At 72.0% G+C, this 14,430-nt stretch carries 11 protein-coding genes; 3 read left to right on the top strand and 8 right to left on the bottom strand.

Annotated features, from left to right (window positions below; all coding sequences use genetic code 11):
• Positions 1-5 precede the first annotated feature (5 nt).
• Positions 6-1,010, bottom strand: coding sequence for a type I glyceraldehyde-3-phosphate dehydrogenase (gene gap, locus BLV02_RS02760; RefSeq protein ID WP_069114131.1), 1,005 nt, complete (start codon positions 1,008-1,010; stop codon positions 6-8).
• Between the two features lie 197 nt (positions 1,011-1,207).
• On the opposite strand from gap, the gene BLV02_RS02755 reads away from it, so the two are divergent.
• Positions 1,208-1,693, top strand: coding sequence for a hypothetical protein (locus tag BLV02_RS02755; protein WP_069114132.1), 486 nt, complete (start codon positions 1,208-1,210; stop codon positions 1,691-1,693).
• A gap of 25 nt (positions 1,694-1,718) precedes the next feature.
• On the top strand, positions 1,719-3,254 hold the full coding sequence (locus BLV02_RS02750) for a flotillin family protein (protein ID WP_069114133.1): 1,536 nt from the start codon (positions 1,719-1,721) through the stop codon (positions 3,252-3,254).
• Positions 3,255-3,257: 3 nt separating this feature from the next.
• On the opposite strand, the gene BLV02_RS02745 is transcribed toward BLV02_RS02750, so the two are convergent.
• The 5 genes from BLV02_RS02745 to uvrC form a co-directional block, all read right to left on the bottom strand.
• Positions 3,258-3,950 (bottom strand): hypothetical protein, encoded by a 693-nt coding sequence (locus BLV02_RS02745; protein WP_216094500.1) that lies wholly within the window; start codon positions 3,948-3,950, stop codon positions 3,258-3,260.
• Positions 3,947-4,927: a DNA-binding protein WhiA gene (gene whiA, locus BLV02_RS02740; RefSeq protein ID WP_069114134.1), complete on the bottom strand. Its 981-nt coding sequence runs from the start codon at positions 4,925-4,927 to the stop codon at positions 3,947-3,949. Before whiA ends, BLV02_RS02745 begins: the two co-directional genes overlap by 4 nt.
• Positions 4,928-5,434: 507 nt before the next feature.
• Positions 5,435-6,451 (bottom strand): gluconeogenesis factor YvcK family protein, encoded by a 1,017-nt coding sequence (locus tag BLV02_RS02735; protein ID WP_069114135.1) that lies wholly within the window; start codon positions 6,449-6,451, stop codon positions 5,435-5,437.
• The gene (gene rapZ, locus BLV02_RS02730) at positions 6,448-7,335 is read right to left on the bottom strand and encodes an RNase adapter RapZ (RefSeq protein WP_069114136.1); all 888 of its coding nucleotides are present in this window, start codon (positions 7,333-7,335) and stop codon (positions 6,448-6,450) included. The genes BLV02_RS02735 and rapZ overlap by 4 nt, the downstream gene beginning before the upstream one ends.
• A 79-nt stretch (positions 7,336-7,414) precedes the next feature.
• Positions 7,415-9,400 carry an excinuclease ABC subunit UvrC gene (gene uvrC / locus BLV02_RS02725; protein WP_069114137.1) on the bottom strand — a complete coding sequence of 662 codons (1,986 nt, stop codon included), beginning with the start codon at positions 9,398-9,400 and terminating at the stop codon, positions 7,415-7,417.
• 224 nt (positions 9,401-9,624) lie between these two features.
• On the opposite strand from uvrC, the gene BLV02_RS02720 reads away from it, so the two are divergent.
• Positions 9,625-10,455 carry a mechanosensitive ion channel family protein gene (locus tag BLV02_RS02720; RefSeq protein WP_069114138.1) on the top strand — a complete coding sequence of 277 codons (831 nt, stop codon included), beginning with the start codon at positions 9,625-9,627 and terminating at the stop codon, positions 10,453-10,455.
• A gap of 132 nt (positions 10,456-10,587) precedes the next feature.
• Here BLV02_RS02720 and BLV02_RS02715 read toward each other — a convergent pair whose 3' ends face one another.
• Together BLV02_RS02715 and uvrA are read right to left on the bottom strand one after the other, a co-directional pair.
• Entirely contained in the window at positions 10,588-11,145 is a 558-nt protein-coding gene (locus tag BLV02_RS02715; RefSeq protein WP_083289090.1) for a Rieske (2Fe-2S) protein, read from the bottom strand.
• Positions 11,146-11,439: 294 nt separating this feature from the next.
• The gene (gene uvrA / locus BLV02_RS02710; protein WP_069114139.1) at positions 11,440-14,304 is read right to left on the bottom strand and encodes an excinuclease ABC subunit UvrA; all 2,865 of its coding nucleotides are present in this window, start codon (positions 14,302-14,304) and stop codon (positions 11,440-11,442) included.
• Between the last annotated feature and the right edge of the window lie 126 nt (positions 14,305-14,430).

The raw sequence follows: 14,430 nt of genomic DNA, 5'->3' as shown, positions 1-14,430 counted from the left end.
CACGCTCAGAGCGAGGCGCCGACGAAGCGGACGAGGTCCACCAGCCGGTTGGAGTAGCCCCACTCGTTGTCGTACCAGCCCACGACCTTGACCTGGTCGCCGATGACGCGGGTCAGGCCGGAGTCGAAGATGCACGACGCGGGGTCGGTGACGATGTCGGACGAGACGATCTCGTCCTCGGTGTAGCGCAGGTACCCGGCCAGCGGGCCCTCGGCGGCCGCCTTGTACGCGGCGTTCACCTCGTCGACGGTGACCTCGCGCGACAGCGTGACGGTGAGGTCGGTGGCCGAGCCGGTGGGCGTCGGCACCCGCAGCGCGAAGCCGTCGAGCTTGCCCTTCAGCTCCGGCAGCACCAGGCCGATGGCCTTGGCCGCACCGGTGCTGGTGGGGACGATGTTCAGCGCGGCGGCGCGGGCCCGGCGGAGGTCCTTGTGCGGGCCGTCCTGCAGGTTCTGGTCGGCGGTGTAGGCGTGCACCGTCGTCATGAGGCCGCGCTCGATGCCGAACGCGTCGTTGATGACCTTCGCCAGCGGCGCGAGGCAGTTCGTGGTGCACGACGCGTTGGAGATGATGGAGTGCGCGGCGGGGTCGTAGGTGTCCTCGTTGGCGCCCAGGACCAGCGTGACGTCCTCGTTCTTCGCCGGGGCGGAGATGATGACCTTCTGCGCGCCGCCGTCGATGTGCGCCTTCGCCTTGGTGGCGTCGGTGAAGAACCCGGTGGACTCGAGCACGATGTCGGCGCCGAGCTCCTTCCAGGGCAGCTGCGCGGGGTCGCGCTCGCTGAGCACCTTGAACGACTGGCCGCCGGCGGTGATGGTGTCGCCCTCGTGGCTGACGTCGGCGAGCGTGCCGAGGATGGAGTCGTACTTCAGCAGGTGAGCGAGGGTCTTGGTGTCGGTGAGGTCGTTGGCGCCGACGATCTCGATGTCGCCGCCGCCCTGCGCGAACACCGCGCGAGCGAAGTTGCGCCCGATGCGGCCGAAGCCGTTGATGCCTACACGAACGGTCATCAGGAGGTACTCCTCACGGTTCAGGGGCGTACAAGAAACGGTCGTCCACCCCGTCGTGGTGACCCAGACGAAACATTAGGGCATCGCTGCCGGAAACGTTGAGTGGCCCGTCATCCGCATGCTAGTACCGTCGTCGTGCCCGCGAGCGGCACCCGCTACCATCGGGCCGTCCGCGCGGCCGGTAGGGGGATCAACGGGTGACGATCTATCTCGTCCTGGGCTTCGCCGGGCTCGCCTTCCTGCTGGTGTCACTACTGGCCGGCGAGTTCCTCGACGGAGTCCTCCACGTCGGCGGCGACTGGTTCTCCAGCGCCGCCGCGGCCGCGTTCGTGTCCGCGTTCGGGTTCTGCGCGTCGCTGGCGCAGTCCGCCGACCTCGGCACCCCGGCGACGCTCGGGCTCGGCGTGGTCGCCGGTGTGCTCGTCGCCGGGCTCACCGCCTGGCTCACCCGGCTGCTCAAGAACGGCGCCACCGACCAGACGCCGCGTACGTCCGACATCGTCGGCTACGACGGCGTCGTGGTCTCGACCATTCCCGAGGCGGGCTTCGGGGTGGTCAACGTCAGCGTCGGCGGCCATCTCACCCGCCTGAACGCCCGAGCCGTCGAGACGATCGAGACCGGGGCCGCGGTCACGGTCGTCGGCGTGCTCTCGCCCACCGCCGTGTCCGTCGCCCGCCTGTAGCGGGCTCCAACGGGGAGATCCACAGTTGAATCAGACGACCATCACCGTCATCGGCCTCATCGTCCTCCTGGTCCTGATCGTCCTGCTCATCACCAGCCGCTACAAGGTGGCCGGCCCGAACGAGGCGTACATCGTCACCGGACGGCGCGGCAAGGCCGTCCGCAACCCGGAGACCGGCATCATCTCGACCGACCTGTCCGGCCAGCGTGTCGTGATGGGCGGCGGGACGTTCGTCATCCCGTTCGTGCAGAAGCTGCACATCCTCGACCTCTCCAGCCGGCGGCTGTCGGTGCAGATCCGCGGCGCCGTGTCCGGCCAGGGCGTCAAGCTCAACGTCGAGGGCGTCGCGATCGTCAAGGTCGGCGGCAACGAGGACCAGATCCGGGCCGCCGCGCAGCGCTTCCTCACCCAGCAGGAAGAGGTCGAGACGTTCACGCAGGAGGTGCTGGCCGGCGCGCTGCGCTCCATCGTCGGCGGCCTCTCCGTCGAGCAGATCATCCGCGACCGCGCCGCGTTCGCCCAGCGTGTGGCCGACGAGTCGGAGAACTCGCTGACCGGCCAGGGCCTCGTCCTCGACACCTTCCAGATCCAGGACATCACCGACGACGGCAGCTACCTGTCCGACCTCGGCCGGCCCGAGGCCGCCCGCATCGGGCAGGAGGCGGCCATCGCCGAGGCCAACGCCCGGCAGGCCGCCGAGCAGGCCCGCATCCTGGCCGAGGAGGAGATCGCAGTCGCGCAGCGCGGGCTGGCGCTGCGGCAGGCCGAGATCAAGGCCGAGACCGACGCCGCCTCGGCGCGGGCGGCCGCGTCCGGCCCGCTCGCCCAGGCCGACCAGGACCAGGCGATCCTCGCCGAGCAGGAGAAGGTGGCCGTCCGCCAGGCGGCGCTGACCGAGCGGCAGCTGGACACCCAGGTGCGCAAGCCCGCCGACGCCGAGCGGTACCGCGTCGAGCAGGAGGCCGAGGGCAAGCGGAACTCCGACATCGCCGAGGCCGAGGCGCGCAAGGCCGCGGCCATCGCCGCCGCCGAGGGCCGCGCCGAGGAGGCCCGGCTGGTCGGTGAGTCGGAGAAGGCTCGCCGCGCCGCGCTGGCCGAGGCCGAGGCGATCGAGGGCGCCAAGCGCGGTGAGGCCGAGAAGGCCCGCCGGCTCGCCGAGGCCGAAGCCGTCCGCGCCGAGGGTGACGCCGAGGCGTCGTCGATCCTCGCCCGCGGCCACGCCGAGGCTGAGGCCATGGACAAGCGGGCCGAGGCGTTCGCGCACTACAACGAGGCGGCCGTGCTCCAGATGCTGGTGGAGGTGCTGCCGACGATCGCCCGCGAGGTGTCCGCCCCGATCGGCGCGATCGACAAGCTGACGGTGGTGTCGTCCGACGGCGTCAGCTCGCTGCCGCGTCAGGTCACCGACAACGTCGTCCAGACGCTGGAGATGCTGAAGAACGCGACCGGCCTGGACCTCGACGAGCTGATCAAGAGCGCCGCGTCGGGCGCGGTGGGCCGCCTCAACGGCTCGTCCGCCTCGTCCGACGGGGTCGACGGCGTCACCGTGCCGCAGCCCTGACGTTCACCACCACGCGACGGCGGTCGTGGTGCCGGGGGTGACCTCGGTCAGGCCGCCGTCGCGCACCACCACCCCGGACCGGACCAGTGCCGCCCGCCACCCGGCGGGCGGCACTGTCACGACGCGGACCGGGCAGCCGGCCGTCGTCCACTCGCGCCGCCGGTCCGCCGGCAGCGCATGCCAGGCGAGCTGGGCGGCGTGCCCGGCCTGGGCGGCCGCCTTGCCCGCCGTCATCGTGGCGGCCGGGTTGAGGGCGACGGCGAGCGCTGCGGGGTCTTCGTCGTCGCGCTCCCCCGCGGCCGCCTCGTCCTCGACGTCGGTGCCGCCGACCTGCAGCCGGCGCACCTCGTCGGGCAGTTCGCCGACCGGGCCGGGCAGCAGCGCCCGCACCCGCGCGCCGTCGTGCGTCACGCCGACGCCGGGCAGCGGCTGGACCCGCTGCCAGTGCACGCCGCGGGCGCGGCGCACCACCTTGCGGATCCAGCCGTCCTCGTACTGACGCAACGCCGCCGCCCACTCCGGGTCGGCGTCGTCGGCGTACCCGGCCGCGACCAGCCGGCCGACCGCCGACGCGACCGCCTCCAGCAGCGCCCGCCGGGTGGGCGGGTCGCCCTCCGGCGAGCCGGGCCGGGGCAGGTGGACGACGATCTGCATCGCCCACGCGTCCGGCCCGGCCGGCGGCCCGGCGTCGCTCACGGAGCGAGCATGTCCGGCGTGAGGCTGGCCTCGGTGTCGGGGACGCCGTCGTCGGCGGCCTTGCGGTCGGCCATGGCGAGCAGCCGGCGGATGCGCCCGGCCACCGCGTCCTTCGTCATGGGCGGGTCGGACAGCTGGCCCAGCTCCTCGAGGCTGGCCTGCTTGTTCTCCAGCCGCAGCAGCCCGGCCTGGCGCAGGTGGTCGGGGACGTCCTCGCCGAGGATCTCCAGCGCCCGCTCGACCCGCGCCCCCGCCGCGACGGCCGCCCGGGCCGACCGGCGCAGGTTGGCGTCGTCGAAGTTGGCCAGCCGGTTCGCCGTGGCCCGCACCTCGCGGCGCATGCGCCGCTCTTCCCAGGCCAGCACGCTGTCGTGCGCGCCCAGCCGGGTCAGCAGCGCGCCGATGGCGTCGCCGTCGCGGACCACCACGCGGTCGGTGCCCCGGACGTCGCGCGCCTTCGCCGAGATGTCCAGCCGCCGGGCCGAACCGACCAGCGCCAGCGCCGCCTCGGGCCCCGGGCAGGTCACCTCCAGCGCCGAGCTGCGGCCGGGCTCCGTCAAGGACCCGTGGGCGAGGAACGCGCCCCGCCACGCCGCCTCGGCGTCGTGGTCGGCCCCGTTCACCACCTGCGGCGGCAGCCCGCGGACCGGCCGCCCGCTGGCGTCGATCAACCCTGTCTGCCGCGCCAGCCGCTCGCCGTCGCGCACCACGCGCACGACGTAGCGGCTGCCCTTGCGCAGCCCACCGGCCGCGACCATCGCGAGGTCGCTGTCGTGGCCGAACACCTCCGCTATGTCACGTCGCAGCCTGCGGGCCGCGACCCCCGTATCCAACTCGGCCTCGATGACGATCTTCCCACTGACGATGTGCAGGCCACCGGCAAAGCGCAGCAGCGACGACACCTCAGCCTTACGGCAGCACGTCCTTGTCACCTCGAGGCGAGCCAGCTCGTCCTTCACGGATGCTGTCATCGCCATGCCGTGATCCTGCCACACCGGAGGGTCCGTCCGGTCACGGTCGCTGCATGCCGGACGGGCGGCCATTCGCCGGCTCGTGACGGTTCGCCGAAGCGGCAGGTCCGCCGTCCCCCATCAGGGGCGCGGGGGCCGTCTGGGCACGCCCGAGCCTCACTTCACGCGCGCCTGGTGCATCCCACTCGCGCCAGGACCGCACAGCCGCCGACGACCGTCATCCGGCGCCACGGCGGGTGAAGTGCCCGCCACGCGAGTGAGGCCGACGCCCCGGGCCGACTTCGATAGCCAGAACCACGCGGACAGCCTGAACCAGCGCCCGGAACGCGACTCCCGCTATCGAAGACCGGCCAACGGGCAACGAGCAACGGGAACGGCGAACGCCGACCACAAGGGGCGCGGACTTGAGGCGCGCGTACACGGCTAAGAAAATGGGCAGCAGGGGGACGGCCCACTGCCGCACAGCGGCGAACGGCAGCAACGCCGCGAACGGCAGCCAGGCAACGAGCGACGTCAGTGCCAGGGGCCGATGCCGCTGCTGCCGAGCGTCTGGGCGTAGGTGCGGCCCAGCCGGACGGGGTCGTGCTGGGCGGTGCCGTCGCCCTTCGCGACGTCGGCGACGACGAGTTCGGCGCCCATCTCGCCGGCGATGCGGCGCAGCAGCTTCTCGTCGGTGCAGGAGCGCCGTTCGGCGATGACGAGGTCGAGGCGCAGGTCCGGCGCGTACGCCCCGAGCACCTCCAGGTGCATCTCCGGGGTGAAGCCGGTGGTCTCGCCGCCCTCCTCGGACAGGTTCAGCGTGACGGCCCGGCGCGCGGACGTCGTCACGAGCGCGTCGCGGATCTCCGGGACCAGCAGGTGCGGCACGACGCTGCTGAACCAGGAGCCGGGGCCGAGCACCACCCAGTCGGCGTCGGCGATGGCCTCGAGCGCCTCGGGGCAGGCCGGCGGGTTGTCCGGGACGAGGCAGACGGCGACGATGTCGCCGTCGGTGGTGGCCACCTCGTGCTGGCCGCTGACGGTGAAGACCTCACGCGGCGCGCCGGGCTCCGCCGCCGGGCGGCCGACCAGCGCCTCGATGGTCAGCGGGACGAGCGCCATCGGCAGCACCCGGCCCTGGGCGCCGAGCAGCCGGCCGACCCAGTCGAGGCCCTCGACGTGGCCGCCGAGCAGCTCCCACAGGGCGACGATGAGCAGGTTGCCGGCGGCGTGGTTGTGCAGCTCTCCCCCGCTGAGGAACCGGTGCTGCAGCACCCGCGCCCACGTGCGCCCCCAGTCGTCGTCGCCGCAGAGGGCGGCCAGCGCCATGCGGAGGTCGCCGGGCGGCAGCACGCCCAGCTCCTCACGCAGCCGGCCACTGGAGCCGCCGTCGTCGGCGACGGTGACGATGGCCGTCAGGCGGCCCGCCATGCGGCGCAGCGCCGCGAGCGACGCCGCCAGTCCGTGTCCGCCGCCCAGGGCGGTCACCTTCGGGCCGGCGAGCCGGCCGCGGGCGACGTCGCCCGTCGTGCTGGAGAGTGTTCCGGTCATTCCCGTCCGAGATCGCGATGGACCACGAGGGTCTCGATGCCCTGTTTGCGCAGCCGCTGCGCGAGCGCCTCGCTCATCGCGACGCTGCGGTGCTTGCCGCCGGTACAGCCGATGCCGATGGTGACGAACCGCTTGCCCTCGTGCAGGTAGCCGGGCGCCACCATGGCGACCAGCTCGCTGTAGTGGTCGAGGAAGTCCTCGGCGGCCGGCTGTGCCAGCACGTAGTCGCTGACCTCGGCGTCGGTGCCGTTCTGCGGCCGCAGGTGCGGCACCCAGTGCGGGTTCGGCAGGAACCGCATGTCGGCGACGAGATCGGCGTCCACCGGCAGACCGTACTTGAATCCGAACGAGATGACGATGGCCCGCAGCCCGGTGATCTCGGGCGCCGAGAACGCCGAGCGCACCCGGCCGGCCAGCTCGTGCGGGTTGAGCAGCGAGGTGTCGATGACGACGTCGGCGGCGACCCGCAACGACGCCAGCTCTTCGCGCTCGCGCTCGATGGCCTCGAGGATGCGCCCGCCGCCCTGCAGCGGGTGCGGGCGGCGCGCCGACTCGAACCGGCGGACCAGCGCTTCGTCGCCGGCCTCGAGGAACAGCACCGTCGGGCGATAGCCCTGCTCGGTGAGGCGGTCGAGGGCGCCGCGCAGCTCGCCGAAGAACACGCCGCCGCGGACGTCGGCGACGACGGCGACGCGGCGCAGGTCGGTGCGCTGGGTGACGGTGGTGACGAGGTCCATGAGAAGCGACGGCGGCAGGTTGTCGACGACGAACCAGCCGATGTCGTCGAGCGCTGCCGTGGCGGCGGTCTTCCCGGCCCCGGACATGCCGGTGACGAGGAGGAGGTCGAGCTTCTCCGAGGCCTCGGGACGGCCTTGGTCGTTCATGGTGCGATCCCCTTGTGCGGTGCGGCGTGGATGTTCAGTTGTCGGGGCGCGTCCGGCGAGCGACCGTGGCCATGGGTGGTCACGGATCGAGGATCTCGCCGGTTGCGGTGTTCACGGCCGGGGTGGCTGGGCGCTCCGCCAGCGCGTCGACCACCGCCTGCGCCGTGGCAGGACCGAAGCCGGGGACCTCCGCGATCTGCTCCATGGTCGCAGTTCGCAGCCGTTTCAGCGACCCGAACGTGGTCATGAGCGCCTTGCGGCGGGTGGGCCCCAGGCCGGGCACGCCGTCGAGCAGGCTGTCGACCATGGACGTGGAGCGGCGCTGCCGGTGGAACGTGATGGCGAACCGGTGCGCTTCGTCGCGGACCCGCTGCAGGAGGTACAGGCCCTCGCTGGTGCGCGGCAGGATGATCGGGTGGTCGGAGTCGGGCGGCCACACCTCTTCCAGGCGCTTGGCCAGACCGACGACGGGGATGTCGCTGACGCCGGCTTCGTCCATGGCCTGCCGGGCCGCGTTGACCTGCGGCTGGCCGCCGTCGACGACCACCAGGCCGGGCGCGTAGGAGAACTTGCGCGGCCGCCCGGTCTCGGGGTCGATGCCGGGACGCAGCTCGGGCGCGGCGGCGTCGGGGGCCGGTTCGTCCTGGTCGGCCTGGGGCGACTCGCGCAGCCGGCGGAACCGGCGGATCAGCACCTCGCGGATGGAGGCGACGTCGTCGGTGCCGCCCTGCTCGCCGCGGACGGTGAACTTGCGGTACTCGCCCTTGCGCGGCAGGCCGTCCTCGAACACCACCATGGACCCGACGACCTCGGTGCCGGCCAGGTTGGAGATGTCGTAGCACTCGATGCGCAGCGGCGGCTCGTCGAGCTCGAGCGCCTCCTGGATCTCCTCGAGCGCCCGGCTGCGGGTGGTGAGGTCGCTGGCCCGCTTCGTCTTGTGCAGGTTCAGCGACTGCTTGGCGTTGGCGGCGACGGTCTGCAGCAGCGCCCGCTTGTCGCCGCGCTGCGGCACCCGGATGTCGACCCGGCCGCCGCGCAGCTCGGCCAGCAGCTCCGTCAGCGCGGCCGCCTCGCCGGCGTCGTCGGGCACCGCCGGCACCAGCACCTCGCGCGGCACCGCCTCGCCGCCCAGCTCGCCGTAGAGCTGCAGCAGGAACCGCTCGACCAGCTCGCCGGCGGGCGCGTCGTCGGCCTTGTCGGCGACCCAGCCGCGCTGCCCGCGGACCCGGCCGCCGCGCACGTAGAAGACCTGGACGGCGACCTCGAGGGTGTCGTCGGCGAGCGCGACGACGTCGGCGTCGGTGCCGTCGCCGAGCACGACCGCGTTGGCCTCCATGGCCCGCTCGAGCGCGGCGATGTCGTCGCGCAGCCGGGCGGCCCGCTCGAAGTCGAGCTCGGCCGCGGCGGCCTTCATCTCCTTCTCCAGCCGCCGGACGTAGCCCGACGTGCGGCCGTCGAGGAACGCGCAGAGGTCGTCGGCGATCTGCCGGTGCTCGTCGGCGTCGACCCGGCCGACGCACGGCGCCGAGCACTTGCCGATGTAGCCGAGCAGGCACGGCCGGCCGATCTGCTTCGACCGGTTGAACACGCCCTTGGAGCAGCTGCGCACCGGGAACACCCGCAGCAGCTGGTCGAGCGACTCGCGGATGGCCCAGGCGTGCGCGTACGGCCCGAAGTAGCGGACGCCGCGCTTCTTCGCCCCGCGCATGACCATGGCCCGCGGGAACTCCTCGTTCAGCGTGACCGCGAGGTACGGGTAGGACTTGTCGTCGCGGTAGCGCACGTTGAACCGCGGGTCGTACTCCTTGATCCAGGAGTACTCCAGCTGCAGCGCCTCGACCTCGGTGCGCACCACCGTCCACTCGACCTTCGCCGCGGTGGTGACCATGGCGAACGTGCGCGGGTGCAGCGCGGAGAGGTCCTGGAAGTACGACGACAGCCGCGCGCGCAGGCTCTTGGCCTTGCCGACGTAGATGACGCGGCCGCGGGCGTCGCTGAAGCGGTAGACCCCGGGCTCGACCGGGATCGACCCCGGGGCCGGTCGGTACGTCGTCGGATCGGCCACGACAGACAGCCTATGACCTCGCACCGACAGCGTCGGCATGGCGGTGTTCGCCATGGGCGTGACCGGGCGCCCGACCGGCAATGTGCGGTGATGTGCCGACAATTCTCACACCTCCCTCGGCCGAATAGCGGAACAAATCGGAATCGCCATGATCGGTTCCCCGGCCGGAACTATCTTCGGGGGCACCTTCGAGACAAGGCGGGAGGCATGGAATGCCCACATCTGTGCGTACAGAGAATTTCGTCGACCAACTCGGCGACTCGTTCAGCCGACTCGGCTCCGACATCGGCGACTTCGTGCCGCGCCTGGTGGTCGCGCTACTACTGCTGCTGATCGGACACTGGGTCGCGAAGCTGATCCGACGGCTGCTCACGGCCGGACTGAACAAGATCGGCGCCGGTCGCCTGACCGAGGCCGCCGGTATCGAGAACACCCTGCGCCAGGCCGGAACCAGCGGCGTGGCGCTGATCGGCCAAGTGGCCTATTTCCTGATCTTCATCATCTTCGTGCAGATCGCCGCGGAAGTACTGCGGATCGACCAGCTGACGTCGATGCTGAACCGGCTCATCGCCTATCTGCCGCTGGTGGCCATCGCGCTTCTGGTGCTGTTCGTGGCGGCCGCTATCGCCAATTGGGCGGCGAATGTCGTCCGGCCGTTCGCGGAGAGCCGGAACATGGGCTGGGTCAGCACCGCGGTGCGCATCGGCGTGCTGGTGATCGGGGTCCTGGCCGCGTTCGACACACTGAACTTCGCGTCGTCGGTGACGTCGAAGATCGAGAACACGCTGCTGCAGTACCTGCCGCTGGCGATCCTGGGCGCGGTGACCATCGCGTTCGGCGTCGGTGGCATCAACACCGCCCGCGAGTGGTGGGCGAAGCTGTCGCCGTCGAACTTCGACCCGCCGATGGGCCGCGGCGCAGCGGCGCCGGCGGCGGCGTCGTCGTACGGCTCGGCCGGCGACGGGTCGGCCGCGGGTGCGCCCGCCGACCCGCCGGGGCAGTCGTTGTTCGGCGACGAGGAGCCGCCGTCCACGGAGCCGCGTCCGGGCGCCTGACGCCCGCGTTGCTCCCCTGACGCCGCACCCGGCCGCCGGTTCACCCCGTTCGCACCGGCCGGGTGCGGCCCCGTCAGACCACGATCCGGTCGCTGCCCCCTCACGCGTGGGCGGCGGCCGGATCGCCTCGTTTCAGCCGGCGAGGACCTGGTCGCCCTCGACCACGATGGCCACCGCCGGCAGCGCCTGCTCGGCCGGGCCGCGGGCCACCGAGCCGTCGGCGACGTTGAACTGGCTGCCGTGGCAGTCGCAGGTGATCAGGCCGTCGGCCACCGCGGTGACCGCGCAGCCCTGATGGGTGCAGGTGCTGCTGTAGGCGACGAACGTGCCGGCCTCGGGCTGCGCCACCACGACGCCGGGGACGTGCAGCACGACGCCGCCGCCCACCGGGACCTTGTCGGTGCTGGTGAGCGCCTCGCCGCCGGGCTCCTCCGCGGGCGTCGACGGCTCGGCCGGCGCGGTGGCCTCGCCGCTGGCGCCGTCGTCGGGCGCGTCGGCGCTGGGCTGCGCCGATGGCGCGCCGCCCGTGCTCGGCTCGTCGTCACCGCCGCCGCAGGCCGCCAGCAGGCCCGCGACGCCGACGGCGCCCAGGCCCATCAGCGCCGTGCGGCGGCCGACGCAGTGGCCGCAGCCCGCGTGGTCGCCGTCGGTGTCGCCGTCCGGGGTCGTTGCCGCGTGCTGCTGTGCCATCGATCGCCTCTCCGTCTGGGAACCACTCACCATCATGTACGAACCAGTGGCCCGGACGGATTGAGATCGTCTGGATGAGTGAGTCCGCACGGCCTTCGGCGGCGGGCCGGTGTGGCTGCCGACGGCCGCGCGAGGGTGGTGGGCTGGCGATGGCGCTGTTTGTGTCGTCAGAGCAGCAGTAGGAGCGCCATCACCGTCGCAGTGGCCTGCGCCCCTTCACCCCGCTGCCCAGCGTCCGCATCACCGCACGACAACCCGCTCACCGACCACGAACGATCAATCGGACTCGATCGTCTAGACGCCGAGGATGTCGCGGAGGAAGGCGCCGGTGTGCGACGCCTGGACCTTGGCGACCTGCTCGGGCGTGCCGGTGGCGACGACGGTGCCGCCGCCGGTGCCGCCCTCGGGGCCCATGTCGACGATCCAGTCGGCGGTCTTGACGACGTCGAGGTTGTGCTCGATGACGACGACGGTGTTGCCCTTGTCGACCAGCCCCTGCAGCACGCCGATGAGCTTGCGGATGTCTTCGAAGTGCAGGCCGGTGGTGGGCTCGTCGAGCACGTAGATGGTCTTGCCGGTGGACCGCTTCTGCAGCTCGGCCGCCAGCTTGACCCGCTGCGCCTCGCCGCCGGAGAGGGTGGGCGCCGGCTGGCCCAGCCGCACGTAGCCCAGCCCGACCTCCTTGAGCGTGCGCAGGTGCCGGGCGATGCGCTCGACCGGGGCGAAGAACTCCGTCGCCTCCTCGATGGGCATCTCGAGCACCTCGGAGATGCTCTTGCCCTTGTAGTGCACCTCGAGCGTCTCGCGGTTGTACCGGGCGCCGTGGCAGACCTCGCACGGCACGTAGACGTCGGGCAGGAAGTTCATCTCGATCTTGATGGTGCCGTCGCCGGAGCACGCCTCGCAGCGCCCGCCCTTGACGTTGAACGAGAACCGTCCCTGCTGGTAGCCGCGGACCTTCGCCTCCTGTGTCTCGGCGAACAGCTTGCGGATGACGTCGAACACGCCGGTGTAGGTGGCCGGGTTGCTGCGCGGGGTGCGGCCGATGGGCGACTGGTCGACGTGCACGACCTTGTCGACCAGGCCCATGCCCTCGATGCGCTTGTGCCGGCCCGGCACCGCGCGGGCGTTGTAGATCTCCTTCGCCAGCGAGGTGTACAGGATGTCGTTGACCAGCGTCGACTTGCCCGAGCCGCTGACGCCGGTGACGGCGACGAAGCAGCCCAGCGGGAAGCTGACGGTGACGTCCTTGAGGTTGTTGGCGCGCGCCCCGACGACCTTGAGCGCGCGGTCCTTCGTGGGCGGGCGGCGCACCGGCGGGATGTCGATGCGCTTCTTCCCGGACAGGTACGCGCCGGTGAGGGAGTCTTCCTGCGCCAGGAGGTCGTCGACGGTGCCGCTGACGACGACCTGGCCGCCGTGCTCGCCGGCGCCCGGGCCGATGTCGACCACCCAGTCGGCCACCTTGATGGTGTCTTCGTCGTGCTCGACGACGATCAGCGTGTTGCCGAGGTCGCGCAGCCGGATGAGCGTCTCGATGAGCCGGTGGTTGTCGCGCTGGTGCAGCCCGATGGACGGCTCGTCGAGCACGTACAGCACGCCGACCAGGCCGGAGCCGATCTGCGTGGCCAGCCGGATGCGCTGCGCCTCGCCGCCGGCCAGCGTGGCCGACGCGCGGTCGAGGCTGAGGTAGTGCAGGCCGACGTCGACCAGGAACTGCAGCCGCTCGTTGACCTCCTTGAGCACCCGGGCGGCGATCTGCTCCTCGCGCTCGGACAGCTTCAGCGTGCGCAGGAACTCGGCGCACTCGCCGATGGGCAGCGCGGCGACGTCGGCGATGCTGCGGCCGCCGACCGTGACCGCCAGCACCACCGGCTTGAGCCGGGTGCCGCCGCAGGCCGGGCACGGGACCTCGCGCATGAAGCCCTCGAACCGCTCGCGGCTGGCGTCGGACTCGGCCTCGGCGTAGCGGCGCCGCACCCACGGCAGCACGCCCTCGTAGGAGGTGTAGTAGGAGCGCTCGCGGCCGTAGCGGTTCTTGTAGCGGACGTGCACCTGCTCGGGATGGCCGTGCAGAACGGCCTCGCGCGCCTTCTTCGGCAGCGACTCGAACGGCACGTCGGTGCGGAACCCGATGGCCTCGGACAGCGCCGTGACCAGGCGGTCGAAGTACTCGGAGGTGTTGCCGGGCGCCCAGGGGGCCAGCGCGCCGCCGTCGAGGGTCTTGGAGGTGTCGGGGACGACCAGCTCCTCGTCGACCTCCATGCGGGTGCCCAGGCCGGTGCACTCGGGGCAGGCGCCGAACGGCGAGTTGAAGGAGAACGACCGCGGCTCGAGCTCTTCGAACGACAGCTCGTCGTACGGGCAGTACAGGTGCTCGGAGTAGACCCGCTCGCGGTGGTCGTGGTCTTCGGGGAGGTCGACGAAGTCGAGTGTGACCAGGCCGCCGGACAGCCGCAGCGCGGTCTCGACGGAGTCGGTGAGCCGGCGCTTCGCGGACTCCTTCACCGCCAGCCGATCGACCACCACCTCGATGGTGTGCTTCTCCTGCTTCTTCAGCTTCGGCACGTCGGTGAGCTGGTACACCGTGCCGTCGACCCGGGCCCGGGAGTAGCCCTGCGACTGCAGCGTGCGGAAGAGGTCGGCGTACTCGCCCTTGCGGGCGCGGACCACCGGCGCCAGCACCTGGAAGCGGGAGCCGTCCTCGAGGTCGAGCACCTGGTCGACGATGGACTGCGGCGTCTGCCGGCCGATGGGCCGCCCGCACTGGGGACAGTGCGGATGCCCGGCCCGCGCGTACAGCAGCCGCAGGTAGTCGTAGACCTCGGTGATGGTGCCCACCGTCGAGCGCGGGTTGCGCGACGTCGACTTCTGGTCGATGGAGACCGCCGGCGACAACCCCTCGATGAAGTCGACGTCGGGTTTGTCCATCTGCCCCAGGAACTGGCGGGCGTACGCCGACAGCGACTCGACGTAGCGGCGCTGGCCCTCGGCGAAGATGGTGTCGAAGGCCAGGCTGGACTTCCCCGACCCGGACAACCCCGTGAACACGATGAGTGCGTCGCGAGGGAGGTCGAGGGAGACGTCTTTGAGGTTGTGCTCCCGGGCGCCGCGGACCACCAGGCGGTCGCTGGCGTGGGCGGCGGTTCGTTCGGTCATGAGGTCGCGTGGGCTCCGGTGTCGGGGTGGTGCGCTGGACAGACGTACGGTTCACTGCATCGTCGTGTTGTTGGCGGGTCTGCCGGACAGACGGACCGTTCACTGCATCGTAGGGGGCGGGTCCGA

This window comes from Jiangella alba, assembly GCF_900106035.1.
In the GTDB taxonomy this organism is placed as follows: Bacteria; Actinomycetota; Actinomycetes; order Jiangellales; family Jiangellaceae; genus Jiangella; species Jiangella alba.
The sequence above is the reverse complement of the archived record's forward strand: the minus strand, read 5'-3'. Positions and strand labels throughout refer to the sequence as shown.

Coding starts and splice junctions, on each gene's coding strand:
- gap (WP_069114131.1), bottom strand. CDS start 1,010: ATGACCGTTCGTGTAGGCATCAACGGCTTCGGCCGCATCGGGCGCAAC.
- whiA (WP_069114134.1), bottom strand. CDS start 4,927: ATGGCGATGACAGCATCCGTGAAGGACGAGCTGGCTCGCCTCGAGGTG.
- BLV02_RS02735 (WP_069114135.1), bottom strand. CDS start 6,451: ATGACCGGAACACTCTCCAGCACGACGGGCGACGTCGCCCGCGGCCGG.
- rapZ (WP_069114136.1), bottom strand. CDS start 7,335: ATGAACGACCAAGGCCGTCCCGAGGCCTCGGAGAAGCTCGACCTCCTC.
- BLV02_RS02715 (WP_083289090.1), bottom strand. CDS start 11,145: ATGGCACAGCAGCACGCGGCAACGACCCCGGACGGCGACACCGACGGC.
- uvrA (WP_069114139.1), bottom strand. CDS start 14,304: ATGACCGAACGAACCGCCGCCCACGCCAGCGACCGCCTGGTGGTCCGC.